The sequence below is a fragment of the Brevibacterium sp. FME17 genome (genome assembly GCF_014897515.1).
Lineage (GTDB): Bacteria > Actinomycetota > Actinomycetes > Actinomycetales > Brevibacteriaceae > Brevibacterium.
In genome coordinates this window covers 61,670-82,610 of the sequence record NZ_JABUYD010000017.1, presented here as the reverse complement: position 1 = coordinate 82,610, position 20,941 = coordinate 61,670, and the positions used below count along the sequence as shown (strand labels likewise).

Below are 20,941 nucleotides of genomic sequence, written 5' to 3'. Positions count from 1 at the left end.
AGATCCCATGCCATTCTTCGCCCCCTCAGTGACAACCGAGGCCGACGCCCTGTTCGCCTTCCTCGAGCAGCAGTGCACCCAACTCAAGCTCACTGCACGCGACCTCACTGACGAGCAGGCCCGCACCGCCCCGACTGCGAGCGCGCTGAGCATCTCCGGCCTCATAGCTCATGCGGCACAGGTCCTCAACGGTTGGCTGCTGCAGGTGAAGGCACCTGAGCGCTATATCGATGAGGAGGAATATCCGACAATCAACGACGGACTCGGCCTCGAAGGAATGTTCGATGGGTCTGCGCTCCCCGACCTCGACATCGTCGACGTGGTGGCGATCTTTGAGAAGGCCGTCGCCGAGATCGACGTGGCTCGTCGGGCCGTGGACGAGAACGGAACCGACCTCGGCACCGTCGTACCGATGCCCGGCAATCCGTGGATGCCCAAGGACTTCGTCATGAATGTCCGATGGATCCTATGCCATCTCACCACCGAGATCGCTCGCCATGCCGGACACGCCGACATCATCCGCGAGTCCCTCGATGGGGCGATCGCCTATCAGCTCAACGCCCAGGCCGACGGTCAGCCTTGGCCACCCGAGGGGTGGAGCTGAGGCCACACAAAACTGCCCGAGTCTGGAAGACGCAACTGATACCTGTTGCGTTCCCAGATTCGGGCAGCGGGCTATGTCAGCCGGCGGATGGCGATCAGGCCGCGAATACGGCGCCCTTCGACACCCTGTCGACCAGGTGGTCGGTGTAGGCAGGCATGGTGAGGAATTCGGGGAAGTCCTCGCCCAGTGCGCTCTTGCGGAAGATCTCCACAGCCTCGGTGTAGTGGTCAGCGGGGTGGCGGTCGATGACGGCGAGTTCCTCACCCATGTAGCGCTCCACCAGGTCGCGGGTGACCTGCTTCCCGTTGTCCAGTGTCACCGAGTGACGGATCCACTGCCAGATCTGTGACCGAGAGATCTCAGCGGTCGACGCGTCTTCGAGCAGATTCTCGAGTGCAACGTTTCCGTTGCCGCCCAGCCATTCGTTCATGTAGCCGATGGCCACGCGGATGTTCAGGCGAACACCTTCCTCGGTGACTGTGGTGTCCAGACCCGATACGTCGAGCATGTGCTCGGCGCAGGCGTGGGCATCGGCCCGGCGGTTGTCGAGCTGGTTCGGCTTGTCACCGAGTGCAGCGTCGAAGACCTCCAGCGCATCATTCACCAGTCCCGGTTCGGCCACCCAGGTGCCATCGAAGCCCCGTGAGGCTTCGCGAGCCTTGTCTTCGCGCATCTTCGCCAGCTCTGCAGCGACGAATTCCTTGTCCGAGTGTGTGGTCATGAGGTTGCCCATGGTCCCGATCGCGTGTGCTCCACGGCGGTGGCAGGTGGAGACGAGACGGTCGGCGAATGCCTGCAGGAGCGGCAGTCCCATTGTCAGGTGCTCACGGTCCGGCAGCACCCACTTCGGGGAATTGCGGAAGTTCTTCACCAGCGAGAACAGGTAGTCCCATCCTGCGGCGTTGAGGCCGGCGCAGTGGTCGCGCAACTCCCACAGGATCTCTTCCATCTGGAACACGGCGGTGATCGTCTCGATGTGAGCGGTCGCGCGGATGGTTCCCTGCGGGATGCCCATGTAGTCCTGTGCGAAGACGAAGATCTCATTCCACAGACGTGCTTCGCGGAAGGATTCGAGCTTCGGCAGGTAGAAGTATGGTCCCGAGCCGTTGTCGATGAGACGGCGAGCGTTATGGAAGAAGTAGAGACCGAAGTCGACCATGGCGCCCGAGGTCTCTGATTCCCTGCCCTGGTCGTCGATGCGCAGCAGGTGCTTCTCCGGCAGGTGCCAGCCGCGGGGACGCAGACCGATCGTCGGCTGTTCGCGGTTGTTCACGCCCGGCAGGTTGCCGCGGATGGCGTTGAACAGGTTGAGCTGTCCGCCGATGACGTTGCCCCAGGTCGGGCTTGTTGCGTCTTCGAGGTCGGCGAGCCAGACCTTCGCACGAGAGTTCAGCGCCGCAATGACTTCAGGTTCGGAGACGGGGCCGGTCAGCTCGACGCGTCGATCTTCGAGACCGGGTGCGCCGGTCGCTCCGGCAACCTTCCATGAGGTGTCGGCCCGGATTCCTGCGGTGTCTGGGGTGAACCTCGGGAACGTGCCGTTCCGGATGCTCTGCGCCTGACGTCCGCGGACTCCCAGCAGCTTGCCCAGACGGTCGCTGAAACGATCGTGGAGCGCTGCGATGAAGTTGAGAGCGGACTCCGAGAGGATTGTGTCGAAGCCTGGTTCGATGGGGGCGTTGATTTTGATGTGAGACATGGGGCTTCTCCTCACCCGTCGGAATGTGTGCTGCTGATGTGCGTTGCGGTGGCTGTGGTGCGGTGGTGCTCTACTGTCTGTGGTGCCGTTGGTGCAGTGGTGCTGTTCTTCGGTGGTGCTGGTGTCGCCGAGGTTGTGGTTGGATCTGTGATGACCGGTGTGCCGGCGCGGATCAACAGTGCAAACCCCGTGAAAACACTGTCGATCCGCGCCGAGTTCTAGATGACCGGTCCACCGACGAAATCGGTGTCCCTCGTCAAGTACCCGGTCGGGTCACCGAAGGCTCAGCTGAACTGAGCGGATTCGGTCGAACCGGCCAGAGCTGTAGTCGAGGACTCCGGGTTCAGTGCGGTCGAGACCAGGTCGAAGTAACCGGTGCCCACCTCGCGCTGGTGCTTCGTGGCGGTGTAGCCGCGGTCCTCTGCAGCGAACTCGCGTTCCTGCAGATCGACGTACGAAGTCATCTGGTTGCGGGCGTAGCCGTGAGCCAGATCGAACATCGAGTAGTTCAGAGCGTGGAAGCCGGCCAGGGTGATGAACTGGAACTTGTAGCCCATGGCTCCGAGTTCGCGCTGGAACTTCGCGATGGTGGCATCGTCGAGGTGCTTGCGCCAGTTGAACGACGGCGAGCAGTTGTAGGCCAGCATCTGGTCCGGGTACTCGGCGTGGATCGCATCGGCGAACTGCTTGGCAGCTTCGAGATCCGGTGTGGAGGTCTCCATCCACAGCATGTCCGCGTAGGGAGCGAAGGACAGTCCGCGGGCGATGCCTGCTTCGATGCCGTTCGTGATCTTGTAGAAGCCTTCAGAGGTGCGCTCACCGGTGACGAACTTCTGATCGCGCTCGTCGATGTCCGAGGTCATGAGCGTGGCTGCTTCAGCATCTGTACGGGCGATGACGAGGCTGGGCACGTTCTCGACGTCGGCCGCGAGGCGAGCCGCGTTGAGTGTGCGGATGTGCTGCGAGGTCGGGACGAGAACCTTGCCGCCGAGGTGGCCGCACTTCTTCTCCGAACCGAGCTGATCCTCGAAGTGCACACCGGCTGCGCCGGCGGAGATCATCGAGCGCATGAGCTCGTAGACGTTGATCGAACCGCCGAAGCCTGCTTCTGCGTCGGCCACGATCGGTGCGAACCAGTCGTCAACCTGCTTGTTGCCTTCTGAGCTCTCGATCTGGTCGGCACGCATGAGCGCATTGTTGATCCGACGCACGACCTGCGGCACCGAGTTGGCCGGGTAGATCGACTGATCTGGGTAAGTCTGTCCGGCGGCGTTCGCGTCGGCGGCGACCTGCCAGCCGGAGAGGTAGATGGCGTTGAGGCCGGCCTTGACCTGCTCAACTGCCTGGTTGCCGGTCAGCGCACCGAGTGCGTTGGTGTAGTCACCTGACTTGATGTCGGTGGAGGCCACCTGGTTCCACAGGCGCTCGGCACCGTGACGTGCCAGCGTGTGCTCTTCGATCAGCGAACCGCGCAGTTTGACGACATCCTCGGGCTCGTAGTCACGAGCGACTCCCGACCAGCGGGCATTGGTTGCCCAGTCGCGGCGGATGGCCTCAGCATCGTGCAAGCTGCTCTGCGTGGTGTTGTCAGTCATTGTTTCTCACTCCTACTCGTTCGGGGTTGGTGAGACCAGTCTGCCGTGGGCGCAAGGGGGTCGATAGAGGTTTCTTGAATGAATAATCGACAGTTTTCCGTTTTTAGAAATTTCCCCGTTCTGTCATACTTGTTCTCACTGCATGTGAACCAGGACACGATGTCGACGGGAGCCGCCATGACAAGCAACGAGATCGATCTGAAGGACACCGACCAGGAAGCCGACACCCTCAGCATCGGTAGAAGAATCAGGTTTTTTCGCAAACAGCAAGGGCTGACCCTCACCGAGCTGGGCGAGAAGGTGGGGCGCGCAGCCTCCCAGATCTCAACGATCGAGAACGGCAAGCGAGAAACTTCTGTCACGCTGTTGAGCGCGATCGCGAAGGCCCTGCACACCGAAGTCGCCGAGCTCATCGACCCCACGCCAGTCGACGGCAGGCAGGCTCTCGAACTCGAAGCCGAACGCAACCAGGCATCGCCCATGTACTCCTCTTTGGGTCTGCCACAGGTGCGGATCAAATCACTGCCCCACGACGCCCTCGAAGCGATCGTGGGTCTGCAGAGACAGCTCGGCCAGGTCCTCGAACGTCGAGCCGCGACTCCGGAGGAGGCTCGTCGGGCCAACCGGGAGCTGCGCGAGCGCATGCGTGAGAAGAACAACTACTTCGCCGACCTCGAGGCCCAGGCGGCCGAGCTCCTGCGCCTGGCCGGCTATGAATCGGGCACGGTCTCCCAACGGCAGACGGCGACGATCGCGGAGAAGCTGGGATTCAGCCTTCACTACGTTTCCGATTTGCCCACATCAACCCGGTCGATCTCGGACACGGCCAACAACCGCCTCTATCTGCCCAACTCCGATGCCGCCGCAGATCCGCGCTCCCATCTGCTCACGAGCCTGGCCGCACACGTACTCGGCCACGACTCTCCGAAGGATTTCAGCGAGTTCCTCCAGCAACGAGTCGAGGCGAACTATCTGGCTGCGGCGGTGCTGCTGCCGCAGAGCTCTGCCGTGCCGATGCTCGTGGAGGAGAAGAAGAGGCGTGAGATATCGGTCGAGCATCTGCGCGATATGTTCGGCGTCAGCTACGAGATGGCCGCCCACCGGTTCACGAATCTGGCCACCGAACATCTGGGTCTGCCCGTGCACTTCATGAAGGTTCACCGCTCGGGAACGATCCACAAGGCCTACTCCAACGACGGGCTGCCCTATCCCACGGATCCACTTGGCGCCATCGAGGGACAGTTCGCGTGCAAACGCTTCACCTCTCGCACGGTGTTCCGTGTCGCGGACAGGTTCAGCCCCTACTACCAGTACACGGACACGCCGGAGGGCTCATTCTGGTGCACCGCACGCGTACTGCCCGGCGGTGACTTCGCCATCAGTGTCGGAGTCCCCTTCGCCCACGTGAAGTGGTTCGAGGGACGCGAATCGCAGATCCGTTCCAAGTCAGCATGCCCGGACCCCGCCTGCTGCCGTCAGGCACCCGAGGATCTCGCCGAGAAGTGGGAGAACCAGGCCCTGCCTTCGGCGCAGATGCACGCATCCCTGCTTGCGGCCGTTCCGCCCGGCGCCGTCCCCGGAGTCGATGACACCGAGGTCTACGAGTTCCTCGAACGCCACTCGGGTTAGGAGCGCTCACCTCCGCCGTTCACATCAGCTTTTCGTGTCACGCGTTCGCGTCCAGGGCCTGGTCCGCGATGCGCTCCGCGGCAGCCAGCGCCGAGGTGGCCCCTGACCTGGGGAGGCTCCTGACCATGGTGAGCCTGCCGCGCGTGGTCACGCGCAGTTCGTCGACGAGCTTGCCTCCGGCATCGATTGCCTGTGCGCGGATGCCGCGCGTTCCTGGTCGGACGGTCGATGCGTCGATGGCAGGAACGAACTTACGAACCTCCGCGACGAAGGAGGAGGAGCTGACGGCCGACTTCGCACCGCGTGCCGCGGTCTTCGCAGTCTGCGCCGCGAACTTCCAGAACCCCTTGAAGCCGACTGTCGACCCCATATCGCCGAGGTCGAAACCGTGCTTGTCATAGCGTTCGCGCCCCAAGGACACGAATGTGTTCGGGCCCAGGGACAAGGAGCCATTGACGCCCCTGACCACAGACTTCCCGGTAAACGGGGTGCCGGCATCGGGAACCGTTCCGATGATGCCCCGAACCACCTCGGTGGAGTCGTCGACACTGTAGTAGTCGCTGGTGAAGGCCACGATGCGAGGCTCCTCGTCGAAGCCGGCTGCCAACGCCAGACGGTCAGCCTGGAGACCAGCGCAGACGATGACGAGGTCGAAAACCTCCGCGTCCTCGGACCGCTCCGAACGTTCACGCTCGCGGGTACTTGGCCGTTCCTGCTCACGAGCACCTGGCCGTTCATGATCAGGGGCTCCTGGCCGTTCACGTCCCGAGGCCGGGTTGGTGAATCGGTCGCTGAGGTTGCCAATCGTATCCTCGACCTGCTTGAACCAGCCCTGCTCACCGAAACGGCTGCGCAGCTCGTCGCGGAAGTCGATGACCGGCCCAGTCGAGTCCTCACCACGATATGTCCGCGGGGCCTCGTGCACCTGATCGTCGATGTCGTCGCGAACCTGGGAATGGTCGCCACTCTCCCGCCTGTCGGCTCCGGTGTCACTGGCCGCATCCGTGTCAGGCTCGGGTGCTGCAGCACACATGCGGACGCGGACTTCGTTGCTCATCACGTCCAGGCCGGTGACCTCGGTGCCGAAGCGGGAGGTACCCCCGGCTGCGGTGACATCGGAAGCGAACGCCTCGGTCAGGGCGGTGAAATCGGTGACGGCCGTGTGCGGCGAATACAGGGCGAGGACTCCCCTGGCATTGGGTTCGACCTCGCGTATCTCTTTGCGATCGAGTAGCCGGACCCCCGGGATCGCGTTCGCCTCGGCCCGGGCGAGGATCTCTTCGAGCCGGTCGGCTTCGTCGGTGGTCTGCGCGACGAGGAGCTGCCCGCACTCGCGGTAGGGAATGCCGCGTTCGGACACGTAGGGGACCAACAGCTCAACACCTCGACGGGCGAGCTTCGCTTCCGGTGATCCTGCCTTCGCATCGAGGGTGGGATCCACGATCCCCGAGGTGTGCCCGCTCTGATGTGCGCCAACACGGTCAGCCTTATCGAAGACGGTCACTTCAGCGGCTGGAAGTCGGCCGGTGATCTCCCTGGCGAGCGCCACTCCGACGATCCCGGCACCGATCACGGCCACTCGTGAAATACTCATACAGCAATCTTGGCACCGATCGCGGAGAAGGAGAAGGATGTCGACGGCCCTGAACTGGACTGGAAAGGACGCCGCCTTCGCACTCGGCGAACGGCTGGAACAGCAGAGCCACCTCGGCGAGGTTCCGCATTTCATTCGCAATGGTGACACCCACGTTCCGGACGTCGCTGAGAATATGTTGGTCGTCGGGGACAACCTGCCGGCGCTGACTGGGCTGCTGGCCACGCATCGCGGGCGGGTCAAGGTCGTCTACATCGATCCGCCGTACAACACGGGCAATGCGCTGGCGTATAAGGATCATGGGCACGATCATGCGAGCTGGCTGAACTTCATGACGCCGCGACTCATGCTCGCACGTGAGCTCATGCGCGATGACGGCGTGATCTTCATCCACCTCGACGATGGGGAGAGCGCGTGGGCGCAGCTGCTGGGGCATGAGATCTTCGGCGAGGACAATTCGCTGGGCACCCTGATCCATCAGCGCGCGAAGGGCGGCGGCAACTCCCCCTCCTTCGTCCGCGGCCACGACTATGTTCATGTGTGGGCCAAAGTCGCTGATCAGGCGGGTGCGTTCCTGACGGAGAAGAAGGCCCCGGCGAAGCTTGAGATCATCGACGGCAAACGCATGCTCGTCGAAACGGATGTGCTGCGCGCCGGCTTCGGCCGCTACGCCCGGGGTCAGGAACGCCGGCTGATGTACGAGGACATCGTCGATGTCAAAGGAGCGAAGAAGCTCGCCGAGGTGGATGCGAAGTTGGCCTCGGGTGAATATGTTCTGCGCCAATGGGGTGCCCAGGGGAAACATGCGGTCGTGCGAGTCACGCCTGCTGAGAAGGCAAGTTCGAAGCTCTACTCGATCATCAAAGCCCTGGGCGGGCAGAACGACCTCGAAGATCTCGGACTGGGTGGTATCTTCAGCTATCCCAAACCCGTCGACCTGGTCAAGACGCTCGTGGCCTCGCAGACGTTCTTCGATCCCGACGCCATCGTCCTCGACTTCTTCGCCGGGTCCGGTACGACCGCGCAGGCAGTGATGGCTGCCAATCAGAGAGACGAAGGCTCACGGAAGTTCATCCTCGTCCAGACCCCAGAACCGCTGCAGTCGAAGAATGCGCGCAGCCTCGTGGATACGGACTCCGAGACCGGTTTCCCCGAGATCAGCAGGCTCACCGCGGAGCGGATCCGGCGTGCCGCGAAGCGCCACGACCCCGAGTTTCATTTCACGGAGATCAGGGTGGCCGAGCAATGAACTCTCGCTGCCACCCTTGAGTCTTTCCTGGTGACGGTGTAGGAATGAATTGAGGCTTATCAGTCGGCAATGATTTCGAGAAGAGTGATCCAGTGCCCACCTACGTCTACCGATGCGAGTCCTGCGGCGACACCGAACAGGCTTTTCCGATGAGCCGGAAACCGGAGGCTGTCACCTGCCCCGACTGCCACGGAACGGCCGTCTCAGCGTTCACTTCCCCTCACCTCGGCGCCGGTTCCGGGACTGTCTTCGGAGACATCGACGCCACGAAGAAGACCGCAGAGTCACCACCAGTCATCTCGCGTGTTCCCTCCTCCAGTCGCCGTACGCAGCCGGTGAACCGGGATCCGCGGCACGCCAAGCTTCCCCGCGCCTGAGGTCGATCGGCTTCGGGGGCTTTGGCGTCCTCTTTCATCTCACGATGCTGATTCATCTCATAATGCTGAGACGGGTCGCGGTCTCATGTGGACAATTCAGCTCGGATCCAGATTTCGGTCGTAGCCTCGAGGAAGACACGAACGGTTTCGCCGTCGGTCTGTGAACCGTTGTTCTGCAGATAATTGTTCCCCAGTTTTAGGAGCCAGCATGTCCGTCGTCGCCATCAATACCCTCACCGTTCCCGAAGCGGCACGCGGTGAACTCGAGAAGCGCTTCGCGGCACGCAAGCACTCCGTCGACGGCTCACCCGGCTTCGAAGGCTTCCAGCTGCTGCGTCCGGTCTCCGGCGGCGACCAGTACTTCGTCTACACGCAGTGGGCCACACGTGAGGACTTCGAGAACTGGCGCCAGGCCCGCCAGCCCGCACACGAAGCCAACGGCAAGGAGCCCGTCTCGGAGCAGGCCAATCTTCTCGAGTTCGAGGTCGTCGACCTCGGCGAGTGATCTCCAAGCAGGTCTGCCCTCACCGATCGGTGGGGGCAGACCTGTCTCAGTCCGGCCTCGTGTCAGCTCGGCTGCATGCCAGTTCGGCGGTGGAAGTCGGCCGAACTCAGCTAATCGAGCCCACGACTTACGGGGTCGGAGCTGAGCCTTAGCCTGATTTTGAGCCTGTTGGCGTCGGGGTCGGAGCCTGGGCCTGTACGCGTCGGGGCTCTGAACCGGCCGATGCGTCCGTTCGGAGGTTACTGACGCGGAACTCTCGCTTTTCCTGCTACTGTGCAGAACTGTAATAGCAGGGACATGAGAGGCACGCAATGACGCAGCAGAACACGGAGATCGACGACCGGGGCCACGGTTTCGTCAGATCGCTGGGAACGATCGATGCCCTGTTCATCGGATTCGGAGCGATGATCGGTTTCGGCTGGGTCGTCCTCACCGGCGATTGGCTCACCGGTGCCGGCACCCTCGGCGCGATTCTCGCGTTCATCGTCGGTGGCGTCATCATGTGCTTCGTCGGCACGGTGTACTCCGAGATGGTGGCCGCGATGCCGCACGCCGGCGGTGAGCACAACTACCTCATCCGGGCGATGGGCCCCAAAGTCTCTCTCTTCGGATCCTGGGCGATCACCGGCGGCTATATCAGCGTCGTCATGTTCGAGGCCGTCTCGGTGCCGAAGACCGCCGTCTATCTGTTCCCGAACCTCGAACAGATAAAGATGTGGACCATCGCCGGTTCCGATGTCTATCTCACCTGGGCCCTCGTCGGCACCATCACAGCGATCATCATCGCGTGGATCAACATCCGCGGCGTCAAGCTCGCCTCCATGGTCCAGACCTTCGTCGTCTGGTTCCTCATCATCGTCGGACTCATGCTGCTGGCCGGCGGCTTCACCGGCGGAACGATCGAGAACGCCGAACCATTCTTCTCCGGCGGTGGCGCCGGCTTCATCGGAGTGATGGCTGTCGTCCCGTTCCTGTTCGTCGGCTTCGATGTCATCCCGCAGTCCGCCGAGGAGGTCAAACTTCCTCCTGCGAAGATCGGCAAGCTCGTCGTCATCTCCGTCATCATGGCCGTGGCCTTCTACGTGATCATCATCGGCACCACCTCGGTGGCCATGCCCGCATCCGAATTGGGCACCCACGACCTCGTCACCGCCGACGCCCTCGCGTCCATGTTCGGTTCGCCCATCTGGGGCAAGATCGTCATCGCCGGCGGTCTGGCAGGCATCATCACCTCATGGAACGCATTCCTCATGGGCTCGTCCCGACTGATGTGGGCAATGGCCGCAGCGGGCATGATCCCGAAATGGTTCGGCAAACTGCACCCCAAGTACCGGACCCCGTCCAACGCGATCATCTTCATCGGAGCCCTCTCCGCCGTCGCCCCGTTCTTCGGCACAGCGGCCCTCGGCTGGATCGTCGATGCGGGATCACCAGCGATCGTCATCGCCTACTTCCTCGTCAGCGTCGGCTTCCTGGTTCTGCGCAGGCGCGAGCCGAACATGGAACGTCCATTGCGCATCGGCGGGCCGCGCAATGGTGGCTTCATCATCGGCGTGATCTCTTCTATCCTGACCTTCATCCTCTTCATCCTCTACCTGCCGATCACCCCGGTCTCAGCACAGTTGGATTGGCAGTCGTGGGCCATGTTCGGCCTCTGGCTCGCAGTCGGAGTCTTCTTCATGTTCCGCCTGCCCACCGGCATCAAGGCCGGACCGAATGCTGAAGACGAACTCCTCGCGAAGGTGAAGTCACTCCGCAGGAAGTGAAGTCGCGCCGCAGGAAGTGATGCACTGAGAGTCAGCCCGAACAACAGCGGCTGGAGAGCAGCAGCGAACAATTCTCACCTCGCAAGAGTGCGGCCACTGGCATGTCGCGCAGTGACCGCGCTCGGATCAGGTGGATGGAACCGTACAGCAGAACTTCTCCGCTAGGTAGAGCCCGACCGCTGGACTCAGGCTCTCGCCCGCCCCAGGCTTTCGCCGCGGATCAGACGGCGGCGTCGAGGCCGTTCATCTTCAGACGTTCACGCTGGCTGGGGTTGACGCTCGCTCGGAACGGCATCTCCACCACCTCGGCGCGAACGGGCTCACCCGGGGTGTCTGCGAAGGGTTCGGGGAGTTGAACCCAGTACTCGGTTCCCAGCGCACTGCTCTCGACCGGCACATGTGCCATCGCGATATTGGCTTCGAGCTCCGGTGAGTACCAGGGCGACGTCACATACCCGACCGGGTCGCCACCAGATGTGGCGCTGACCAGCCAGAAGTCGGGAGCGTAGTCTGTGATCGGCTTTCCGCCGACCAGCAGACCCACGAGCTGAGTCTTGAACGGTGGAGTACCGGCAGTGATCTGCTCACGAACCTCCTCGAGTTTCGCTTTGCCGATGTAGTCGGCTTCCTTCTTCCGCGGCACCTGGTATGAGAGGTTGACCTGGAACGGGTAGGTCTCGAAGTCCATGTCCTGACCCCACGACAGGATGCCTGCGGCAATCCTGCGGTGATGGCTGGGAGCAACGACCTTGAGGTTGTAGGGAATGCCGGCTGCGAGCACTGCGTTCCACATGTCCTCGGCGTATTTCGTCGAGTCCTTGAGGTAGATCTCGTAGCCCTTCTCTCCGGTGAACCCTGTCTGGGAGATGATGACGTCGTGCCCGCCGACCTGGGCTTCCATGAGTCCATAGCTGGGCAGCGTGCGCCCCTCTTCACCGACGAGGTCGGCGATGACATCGACGGACTTCGGACCCTGGACCTGCACCGGCGAGACATCGATCTCGGCGATGGTGACGTCGAACCCCTTGCCGACGTTGACGCCCTGCAGCCAGAGCATGAGGTCGGTGTCCGAGAGGCTGAACCAGAATTCGTCGATCGCCACTCGCAGCAGGATCGGGTCGTTGAGGATGCCTCCGGCTTCATTGCACAGGATCACGTAACGGGCGCGCATGACTGGGATTTTGGTCGCGTCACGGGTGATGACATAGTTCACGAACGCCTCGGCGTCGGGACCCTTGACTTGGATCTGACGTTCGACGGCGACGTTCCACAAAGTCACGTCGTTGACGAGAGACTGGTACTCGACCATCATCCCGCCATCCTCGCGAGGCACATAGCCGCGCGGGTGGTACATCCGGTTGTAGATAGAGGCTCGCCAGCATCCCTCTTGCATCGACAGCTCCCAGTACGGAGACTTCCGCACTCTGGTGTCAATGAGCATCTCGACTGGCGTGGGGCCTGATTGGCGTAGGTTGATTGGGACTTGTCTGTCGCTTTGGTCCACTGATGGAACGTTGTTGTCCATGATGTTCCCCCTGCTGATCAGTTCTACATTGTAGAACTCGATTCCCATATTATGGGTAGAATCAGTGTAGGATTGAAGTGTCGACGGAAGCAAGGGTTTCCATCCAGATTCATCAGCCGTCGACCACTTTCCAGGGATCCTCTCAAAGGAGCACGGGATGTCACAGGAAGTTCTGAGCACGCTGCTGAAATCCGCGCGCTATGAAATCCTTCCCACCGCCGGTGTCGTCGACCGTGTCCACGAGTACGTCGCACCCGGCCGGGTGATCACTGTGACCGCCTCGACCGGGCTGACACTTGAGGCCACGCTGTCGACCGCGGAACAGCTGCAGGCGCTCGGATTCAATGCGGTCCCCCACATCGCAGCGAGGATGGTCCAGGGCAGAACCGAGCTCGAGGAGATCGTCGACCGCATCACGCAGGCCGGCATCGATCGGATCTTCGTCCCCGCCGGCGATGCCACGCCCCCAGCCGGAGGTTATGCCGGAGCACTCAACCTCATCGTCGACCTCGCGAGCATGGCGGCACCGATCCAGCACCTCGGCGTCAGCGCCTACCCGGAGACTCACCCGCTGATCCCCGATGACGTCACCATCCAAGCGATGTGGGACAAACGCGACTACGCCACCCACCTCGTCTCGAATCTGTGCTTTGATCCCGGAGTCATCGCCACGTGGCTGGCCAGGGTGCGGGCGCGCGGCATCGAGCTGCCGCTCATCCTGGGCATCGCTGGCAAAGTGGAACTGACGAAGCTGGCCCGCGTCGCGTCGAAGATCGGCGTGGGCGAATCGACTCGGTTCCTGCGCAAGAACACGGCGACCTTCTCCCGAATGGCCAAACCTGGCGGGTACAACCCACGGAAATTCCTCGACAAACTCGCACCCATCCTGGACGATCCGACCATGGGCGTGGCCGGACTCCACATTTATACGTTCAACCAGATCAAGGACACGGAGATCTGGCGACGCAAGCAGCTCGCTGCTCTAGGACACACCGATGAGGTCCCGAGCACGTCGTGAGGCAGCACGTCGTGTGGCAGCGCGTCCTAAGACAGCAGGTGTGAGACGTTCGGTGTGCCCGGCGGACAGAGATTTCGCGTGAACCTGTCACACTTCACCGCCGCCATCCGACGTAGTGGATGACGGGCGAAAGTCGTCCGCAACATTGTTCGCCAGGGAACGTGACACACCTTCAGGAAAGGACACTCATGGCTCGTATCAACCTCGACCAGGTCAGCAAGAAGGGCTACTCCCACGTTGCTCGACTCGATTCCCACTGCCGCACCGCTCTGGGCGATGAGCTTTACGATCTCATCAAGCTTCGCGCATCGATCGTCAACGGCTGCGGCTTCTGCGTCGACATGCACTCCACCGATCTGGAGAGTCTCGGCGTCTCGTCCCGAAAGCTCTACGCCGTTTCGGCATGGCAGCACGCCGGCGCCCTGTTCGATGAGCGAGAGCGCAGCGTCTTCGCCCTCACGGATGCGGTGACGAAACTCGGTCCGGAGACCGTGACCGACGAGATCTGGGACGAGGTGGCCAAGCACTTCAGCGCCGAACAGCTCGGCGACCTGCTTCTGGCCATCTCCACGATCAACGTCTGGAATCGCCTGGCAATCGCCACCGAGACGACCCCGCCGGTCGCCGATGGCTCTGCCGAGACAGCCGACTGATCTACATTGGAGAGGTGGACGGGATCGAGTTAGGCAGCCCAGGCGATACGGCTGCCAGCACAGAGGCCGCCCGAGCCGGTCTCGACCGACCAGCTGCCAGAGGATGCGGTCGCGAATCGGGACCTGCTGTCGCTGACACTGCTCCACCTGGCCGAGCAGCTGAACCCGGAGACCCGCGCGGCCTTCGTTCTCACCAGGGCCTTCGATATGATCGCCGAGGAGGTCGCCGGAATTCTCGGCAAGAGCTCTGCCGCTGTGCGCCAGATGATCTCACGAGCCGCACGCCGGATCGATCTGGATCGGCAGGTGACTCGCACCGCGGACTCGGCGATGCTCGGTCGTCTCATCGATGCGATTCACAGCGGCGATCTGAGAACAGCACTCGGCCTGCTGCTGGCCGAGGACGCCGTGTTCTGGGCCGATGGGGGCGGCAAGGTCTCCTCTGCACTCAATCCGATCTTCGGTGCCCAGCGGATCATCCGCTTCTTCCACTCGGTCACCACCCCCGGCAGCTCCAGTGGTCAGGACTTCAGAGGAACCGTCAAGGTCAATGGTGGATTCGCCATTGCCGTCGTTCGCGCAGGACGTGACCACATCTCTGATTTCACAGGCAGATTTCTCAGTTCTCTCCGGATCGAGGCATAGCATGGCAGCAGGACGATGCTGCCCGACGCCGCTTTTGAGCACACGGAACCAACGGCGCCCGTCACTGAGATCGTGACCCGAGACTCGGGGCTCCATCGTTCGCTCGGGAGGAGATCACGATGGGACGTTTCCTGGCAATCGCTGCGACACTCGGCATTCTGGTGGCACTGGGGTGGGCGGCAGCAGTCGGACCGTGGGCCTGGTGGGTGATCGGTGCCCTCGTCGCCGCCGTCATCGTTCTCGCGATCTACGATCTCACACAGAAGAAACACGCGATCCTGCGCAACTATCCGGTCGTCGGGCACCTGCGGTTTCTCCTCGAGAGCCTACGACCAGAACTCCAGCAGTACTTCATCGAACGCAACTGGGACGGTCGCCCCTTTGACCGCGACACACGCTCGATCGTCTATGAACGGTCGAAGGGCATCCACGGAGAGAAGGCCTTCGGCACCGAGCGCGACGTCAATGCTGAAGGCTATGAATATCTCGTTCATTCCACTGCCCCAATCCCCGCTCCTGCGACGCCGCCACGTGTCATCGTGGGCGGCCGCGACTGCTCACACCCCTACAGCATGTCCCTGCTCAACGTCTCTGCGATGAGCTTCGGTGCTCTGTCGCCCAACGCGGTGCGAGCGCTCAATCGCGGGGCGGAGATGGGCGGCTTCGCCCACGACACCGGCGAAGGCGGCATCTCGCCTTATCATCTTGAGAACAATGGTGACCTGATCTGGGAAGTGGGCTCCGGATACTTCGGCACACGCACCGACGAGGGCCGATTCGACCCGGATCAGTTCGCGCAGCAGAGTTCGCGTGATCAGGTCAAATGCGTGTCCCTGAAGCTGAGCCAGGGCGCAAAGCCAGGCATCGGCGGCGTCCTGCCTGCGGCCAAGGTCAATGCGGAGATCGCCCGGGCCCGAGGGGTCCCCCAGGGCGTGAAGTGCGTCAGTCCCCCGGCGCACTCTGCCTTCAGCACCCCGACCGAACTCATCGAATTCATTGCCCGCATGCGTGAACTATCTGGCGGGAAGCCCGCCGGCTTCAAACTGTGCGTCGGCTCCCGTATCGATGTGCTGGCGATCTGCAAGGCGATCAAGGACGTCGGCACGGCACCGGACTTCATCATCGTCGACGGCTCTGAAGGAGGAACGGGTGCGGCTCCTCTCGAGTTCGAGGATCACATGGGAACGCCCCTGACCGACGGGCTGCTCACCATGCACAATGCTTTGGTCGGCACCGGCCTGCGCGACCAGATCCGGATCGGGGCCAGCGGTAAGGTCGCTGCTGGCAACGACATCGTCAAACGCCTGGCCCAAGGAGCGGACTACACGAATTCGGCACGAGCGATGATGATGGCCGTCGGCTGCATTCAGGCCCAGATCTGCCACACCGGGCTCTGCCCTGTCGGGGTGACGACCCAGGATCCGAAGCGTCAGCGTGCCCTGCACGTCGGCGACAAGAGCGAACGCGTAAAGAACTACCAAGAAGCGACGGTCGAGCAGGCCGTCGAGATCATGGCATCAATGGGTGCCAGCAGCCCGCAGGAGCTGCGCCCGGAACACCTGCAGCGCAATATCTCCCGCAACGAGCACCGCTCCTATGCCGAACTCTACGAATGGCTGCAGCCGGGAGAGCTTCTGGCACAGCCACCGGAGTCATGGGCGAGGGACTGGGCGCGCGCCGACTCAGGAACGTTCCGGAACGCGTGACTCAAGGGTTCGTGCGACTCAGGGGTTCGTGCGACTCAGGGGTTCGTGCGACCCAGGGAAACGCGGGACTCAGCGGTGGGTGACCTTGCGCTTGAGGCTGCGGGAGAGCAGACCCGCCTCGTCGACGAGGAGGCGTCCGACGTCGTCATGATGTGCAGCGATGCGCATGGTCGGACCCGAGATTCCGATCGCCGCAACCACCTGACCGTCGACGCCGTACACGGGTGCGGCCAGGGCATCGAGTCCCTCTTCGAATTCCTCGTGCACGAGCGCATACCCACGTTCGCGCACCTCGGCGAGGTTGTCCATGAGCTCTTTCCGGGAGCCCAAGGTGTACGGGGTGCGGCGCTCCAACCGGCCAGCGGGAACCGGGATGATATCGAAGGCGTACATGATCTTGCCCAGCGCCGAGCAGTGCGGTGGCACCTCCACGTCGACCCAGTTCGTGGCGCCGAGGACGAAGGTCGAATCGACCTGTGCGACCTGCACGACACCTGTGGCACTGGGCACGGCGAGATTGACCGTCTCGCCGGTCTCCTCGCTCAGCCGCTGCAGCGTGGGATCGGCCGCCGTGACCAGCGTTTCGACCCGATCGAAGCGCGAAGCGTAGGTCGCGAAAAGGGATCCTCCACGATAGAGTCCATCGCCGTCACGTTCGACCAGACCGTTGCGTTCGAGGGCGGAGAGCAGGCGTGAGACCGTCGATCGTGCCAGCTCCGTCGACTCCACCACTTCTGTGTAGGAGATCGGGTCATCCGACTTCACCACCAGCGACAATATCTCTGCCGCGCGATCGATCGACTGGGTCCCATTGGTCATAGCGCTCAACTCCGTCGGGGAAAGATGTGCCGCGGCGCCATCGGCGCTCCGGCGGCATTCACCCTACATCACCCGTGATTGAACCCTGTTCGTGTTGTGTCATGTGAGTTACAGTTTCGAAATGAGCAACAGCGAGACGAATTCCGGCTCCGTGCAGTCAGTCGACCGCGCGGTCACGATCCTCGAGGTCATCGCCCGCACCGGGCTCGCCGGGGTCACCGACATCGCAGTCGAACTCGGCGTGCACAAATCGACCGCCTCCCGCATCGTGTCCACACTTGAGGCCCGCGGCCTCGTCGAACAGGACCAGCATCGCGGCAAGTACCGCCTGGGTCTTGGCATCCTCCGCCTTGCCGGAGCCACCACCGCACGTCTCGACATCGTCCAGGAAGCCCGCCCCATCGCGAAGCTCTTAGCAGAACGCACCGGTGAGACGATCAACGTCGCCGTCCTCTCCGACGGTGCGGCACTCTACCTCGACCAGGTCTCCGGCAGTGCCTCTGTCCAGAGCCACAACTGGGTCGGCCAGCGCATCCCCCTGCACGCGACATCGAACGGCAAGGTCCTCCTGTCGGGCCTGAGCGAGGCAGGCATCCGCGCCGCACTCGAAAAGAGACTGCCGACCTACACTCCGCACACGGTGACCGCGATCCCCCACCTGCTCGCTGAAGTCGCCGAGGTGGTCGCCGCCGGACACTCGATCGTCATCGATGAGCTCGAGATCGGCCTCACCGCCGTTTCTGCCCCGATTCGCAACGCCCACGGCGATGTCATCGCCTCGGTCTCTGCCTCGGGACCGGGGTTTCGCTTCACGGAGGAAAAGGTCGAAGCTGCCAAGGATCTGCTGGTGGCTGCGGCCGCCGACATCTCGTCACGGTTCGGCTGGCGCGAGAGCTGAGGAACGGTCGCCGAACAGACCCCTTGACACACCTCGGCGGGCGGAGGACGATCAGAGCACCTAGTTTCACATAGTGCGTCACGTTGCATAGTACACAACATGTGCCGTTGAAGGCGAAGATGCCTTCGGAGAGGAGCCTCCCGTGGCCTCCATTCCCGCCCAGGCCAGTGTCGTTGTCGTCGGTGCAGGCATCGTCGGCAACAGCCTCGTCCACCATCTGGCCGAGCTCGGCTGGAGCGACATCGTCCAGGTCGACAAGGGTCCGCTGCCCAACCCGGGCGGCTCGACCGGACATGCCTCGAACTTCATCTTCCCGGTCGATCATTCCCGCGAGATCACCGACCTCACCCTTGACAGCGTGCGTCAGTACAAGGAACTCGGCGTCTTCACCCAGTCCGGCGGCTACGAGGTCGCTCGCACCCAGGAGCGCATGCAGGAGCTGCGGCGCAGGATGGCCTCGGCCAAGGCCTGGGGCATCGAATCTCATCTGGTCACCCCCGAAGAGGTCGTCGAGAAGGTTCCGTTCCTCGACCCGTCGGTCATCGTCGGTGCCTTCTGGACGCCCAGCGTCGGCGTCGTCGACTCCGTCGGGGCGGGCACGACGATGCGCGAGTCCGCGCAGAAGAAGGGTGCTCTCACTGTGTCGCCGAACACCGAGGTGACCGGCATCGACGTCGAGGGCGGGTCGATCGCACGCGTGCACACCACGAAGGGTGCGATCGAGACCGACAAGATTCTCATCGCCTGCGGTGTCTGGAGTCCGCGCATCGCTGCCATGGCCGGTGCCGCGATCCCACTGACCCCGGCAGTGCACCAGATGATCAGCGTCGGCCCGGTCCCACAGCTGGCCGAACAGACGGGTGAGATCACCTTCCCCATAGTGCGCGATATGGACACCTTCTGCTACGAACGTCAGCACGGCTCGGACATGGAGATCGGCTCCTACGCCCACCGTGCAATTCTCCACGAGCCCGATGAGATCCCTTCGATCGAGGCCGCGAAGCTCTCCCCCACGGAGATGCCCTTCACCGACGACGACTTCGACCCGCAGCTCGAACAGGCCCTCGAACTCATGCCCGATGTGCTGTCCAACCCCGACGTCGAGATCCGCTACGCGATCAACGGTCTCCTGTCCCTGACTCCCGACGGTGCTCCCATCCTCGGCGAATCACCCGAGGTCAGAGGCCTGTGGTCGGCCGCAGCCGTGTGGGTCAAGGAAGGCCCGGGCGTGGGCCGGGCCGTGGCCGAGTGGATGACGAACGGCCTGCCCGAGGTCGACGTCCAGGGCGCCGACATCGCCCGCTTCCACCCGCACCAACGCACCCGCGAACACGTACAGGCCCGCACCTCGGAAGCCTTCATCAAGACCTACGGCATCGTCCATCCCGGCGAGCAGTGGAACTCCGACCGCAACGTTCGCCTCTCCCCCATGCATGAGCGCGAGAAGGAACTCGGCGCCGTCTTCTTCGAAGTCGCCGGCTGGGAACGCCCCCAGTGGTACGAATCGAATGCACCGCTGCTCGAAGAATTCGGCGACAAGGTCATGGACCGCACTGCGGAATGGGACTCGCGTTGGTGGTCGCCGATCACCAACGCCGAACACCTAGCGATGCGCGAGCGCGCCGGACTCGTCGACCTCTCAAGCTTCGTCATCTTCGATGTGTTCGGCCCCGCCGCCCTCGATGCCGTCCAGTCCATCGTGCTGGCCCAGATGGATGTGAAGATCGGCAGGGTCGTCTACACCCCGGTCCTCGACGAGGCAGGTGGATTCCGCTCGGACCTGACCATCATGCGACTGTCCCACGACCGGTTCCGCGTTGTCACGGGAGCCGCCCACGGCATGGTCGACGTCAAATGGTTCGCCGATCGGCTCCCGAAGACAGGTGCCCAGATCGCCGACCTCACATCGTCATGGACGACGATCGGATTGTGGGGACCGCGGGCACGCGACATCCTCTCCCAGGTCACGAACGCAGACGTCTCCCACGAAGCCTTCAAGTTCGGCACGGCCCGGACCATCGAGATCGGCTCGCTGACGGTGCTGGCCTCCCGCATCTCCTACGTCGGTGATCTGGGCTGGGAACTCTACGTCCCTATGGAATCCGGACTCAAACTCTGGGACGTCCTCACCGAGGCCGGAAAAGAGCACGGTCTCGTACCGGTGGGACTCGGCGTCTACGGCACCACGGGCCGCATCGAGAAGGGCTACCGCGCCTTCGGTGCCGAACTCGACTCCGACCGCACCGTCATCGAGGTCGGCATGGCCCGACCGAAGGTGAAGTCGCAGAACTTCGTCGGCCGCGACGCCCACCTGCGACACCGCGAGGAGGACCCGAAGGCTATCCTGTGCTCACTCACGGTCGACGATCATACAAGCGCCAGCGGCGAGAAACGCTACATGCTCGGCGGGGAACCCATCCAATCCAAGGACGGCGGGCCGCTGGTCGACGGGCACGGGCACCACTCCTTCGTCACCTCGGCGGGGTCTGCCCCGAGCCTGGGCAAGCATGTCCTCATGGCCTTCCTCCCTCCCGCCGAGGCGGTCCTGGGCAACCAGCTCACCGTCGTCTACATGGAGGAGGCCTACCCCGTCACGGTGGCCTCGATCGACGCCACGCCCCTCTTCGATCCCGACAACGAGAGCATCAGGAGGTAGGCC

Annotated in this window: 17 protein-coding genes; 12 read left to right on the top strand and 5 right to left on the bottom strand. The window is 63.0% G+C overall.

Going from position 1 to position 20,941, the window contains the following annotated elements:
• Positions 1 to 7: 7 nt before the first annotated feature.
• Complete coding sequence (locus tag INT40_RS14895) at positions 8 to 604, top strand: DUF664 domain-containing protein (protein ID WP_193071351.1); 597 nt, start codon at positions 8 to 10, stop codon at positions 602 to 604.
• A gap of 94 nt (positions 605 to 698) precedes the next feature.
• Here INT40_RS14895 and aceB read toward each other — a convergent pair whose 3' ends face one another.
• Together aceB and aceA are read right to left on the bottom strand one after the other, a co-directional pair.
• The gene (gene aceB / locus INT40_RS14890; protein ID WP_193071350.1) at positions 699 to 2,303 is read right to left on the bottom strand and encodes a malate synthase A; all 1,605 of its coding nucleotides are present in this window, start codon (positions 2,301 to 2,303) and stop codon (positions 699 to 701) included.
• Positions 2,304 to 2,587: 284 nt separating this feature from the next.
• Positions 2,588 to 3,898 carry an isocitrate lyase gene (aceA, locus tag INT40_RS14885; RefSeq protein ID WP_101573168.1) on the bottom strand — a complete coding sequence of 437 codons (1,311 nt, stop codon included), beginning with the start codon at positions 3,896 to 3,898 and terminating at the stop codon, positions 2,588 to 2,590.
• A 177-nt stretch (positions 3,899 to 4,075) separates the two neighbouring features.
• On the opposite strand from aceA, the gene INT40_RS14880 reads away from it, so the two are divergent.
• Positions 4,076 to 5,527: a helix-turn-helix transcriptional regulator gene (locus tag INT40_RS14880; RefSeq protein WP_101573335.1), complete on the top strand. Its 1,452-nt coding sequence runs from the start codon at positions 4,076 to 4,078 to the stop codon at positions 5,525 to 5,527.
• 37 nt (positions 5,528 to 5,564) lie between these two features.
• Here the strand turns inward: INT40_RS14880 and INT40_RS14875 are convergent, their stop codons facing one another.
• Positions 5,565 to 7,121 carry an FAD-dependent oxidoreductase gene (locus INT40_RS14875; RefSeq protein WP_226831402.1) on the bottom strand — a complete coding sequence of 519 codons (1,557 nt, stop codon included), beginning with the start codon at positions 7,119 to 7,121 and terminating at the stop codon, positions 5,565 to 5,567.
• Between the two features lie 37 nt (positions 7,122 to 7,158).
• Between INT40_RS14875 and INT40_RS14870 the strand changes: the two genes are divergently transcribed.
• From INT40_RS14870 to INT40_RS14855, 4 genes are all read left to right on the top strand, one after another.
• Positions 7,159 to 8,370 carry a site-specific DNA-methyltransferase gene (locus INT40_RS14870; RefSeq protein ID WP_193096391.1) on the top strand — a complete coding sequence of 404 codons (1,212 nt, stop codon included), beginning with the start codon at positions 7,159 to 7,161 and terminating at the stop codon, positions 8,368 to 8,370.
• Positions 8,371 to 8,462: 92 nt separating this feature from the next.
• Positions 8,463 to 8,747, top strand: coding sequence for an FmdB family zinc ribbon protein (locus INT40_RS14865; protein ID WP_101573161.1), 285 nt, complete (start codon positions 8,463 to 8,465; stop codon positions 8,745 to 8,747).
• Positions 8,748 to 8,955: 208 nt separating this feature from the next.
• On the top strand, positions 8,956 to 9,252 hold the full coding sequence (locus INT40_RS14860; RefSeq protein WP_101573159.1) for an antibiotic biosynthesis monooxygenase family protein: 297 nt from the start codon (positions 8,956 to 8,958) through the stop codon (positions 9,250 to 9,252).
• Between the two features lie 311 nt (positions 9,253 to 9,563).
• The gene (locus INT40_RS14855) at positions 9,564 to 11,018 is read left to right on the top strand and encodes an APC family permease (RefSeq protein ID WP_101573157.1); all 1,455 of its coding nucleotides are present in this window, start codon (positions 9,564 to 9,566) and stop codon (positions 11,016 to 11,018) included.
• 220 nt (positions 11,019 to 11,238) lie between these two features.
• Here INT40_RS14855 and INT40_RS14850 read toward each other — a convergent pair whose 3' ends face one another.
• Positions 11,239 to 12,330, bottom strand: coding sequence for an aminomethyltransferase family protein (locus INT40_RS14850; protein WP_226831400.1), 1,092 nt, complete (start codon positions 12,328 to 12,330; stop codon positions 11,239 to 11,241).
• Positions 12,331 to 12,700: 370 nt separating this feature from the next.
• Here INT40_RS14850 and INT40_RS14845 point away from each other — a divergent pair, with 370 nt between their 5' ends.
• The 4 genes from INT40_RS14845 to INT40_RS14830 all read left to right on the top strand — a co-directional run bounded on the left by INT40_RS14845 (position 12,701) and on the right by INT40_RS14830 (position 16,565).
• Positions 12,701 to 13,561, top strand: a complete 861-nt coding sequence (locus INT40_RS14845; protein ID WP_193071349.1) for a methylenetetrahydrofolate reductase — start codon at positions 12,701 to 12,703, stop codon at positions 13,559 to 13,561.
• Between the two features lie 188 nt (positions 13,562 to 13,749).
• The gene (locus INT40_RS14840; protein ID WP_101573153.1) at positions 13,750 to 14,214 is read left to right on the top strand and encodes a carboxymuconolactone decarboxylase family protein; all 465 of its coding nucleotides are present in this window, start codon (positions 13,750 to 13,752) and stop codon (positions 14,212 to 14,214) included.
• A gap of 45 nt (positions 14,215 to 14,259) precedes the next feature.
• Positions 14,260 to 14,859 carry a sigma factor-like helix-turn-helix DNA-binding protein gene (locus tag INT40_RS14835; RefSeq protein ID WP_319022005.1) on the top strand — a complete coding sequence of 200 codons (600 nt, stop codon included), beginning with the start codon at positions 14,260 to 14,262 and terminating at the stop codon, positions 14,857 to 14,859.
• A gap of 119 nt (positions 14,860 to 14,978) precedes the next feature.
• On the top strand, positions 14,979 to 16,565 hold the full coding sequence (locus INT40_RS14830) for an FMN-binding glutamate synthase family protein (protein WP_193096390.1): 1,587 nt from the start codon (positions 14,979 to 14,981) through the stop codon (positions 16,563 to 16,565).
• A gap of 69 nt (positions 16,566 to 16,634) precedes the next feature.
• Here the strand turns inward: INT40_RS14830 and INT40_RS14825 are convergent, their stop codons facing one another.
• The gene (locus INT40_RS14825; RefSeq protein ID WP_101573147.1) at positions 16,635 to 17,384 is read right to left on the bottom strand and encodes an IclR family transcriptional regulator; all 750 of its coding nucleotides are present in this window, start codon (positions 17,382 to 17,384) and stop codon (positions 16,635 to 16,637) included.
• A gap of 121 nt (positions 17,385 to 17,505) precedes the next feature.
• On the opposite strand from INT40_RS14825, the gene INT40_RS14820 reads away from it, so the two are divergent.
• Both INT40_RS14820 and INT40_RS21235 read left to right on the top strand, forming a co-directional pair.
• A complete protein-coding gene (locus INT40_RS14820; RefSeq protein WP_101573145.1) occupies positions 17,506 to 18,282 on the top strand; it encodes an IclR family transcriptional regulator in 777 nt (258 codons plus the stop codon).
• Positions 18,283 to 18,424: 142 nt separating this feature from the next.
• Positions 18,425 to 20,938: a GcvT family protein gene (locus INT40_RS21235; RefSeq protein WP_193096389.1), complete on the top strand. Its 2,514-nt coding sequence runs from the start codon at positions 18,425 to 18,427 to the stop codon at positions 20,936 to 20,938.
• The last annotated feature ends 3 nt before the right edge of the window (positions 20,939 to 20,941 follow it).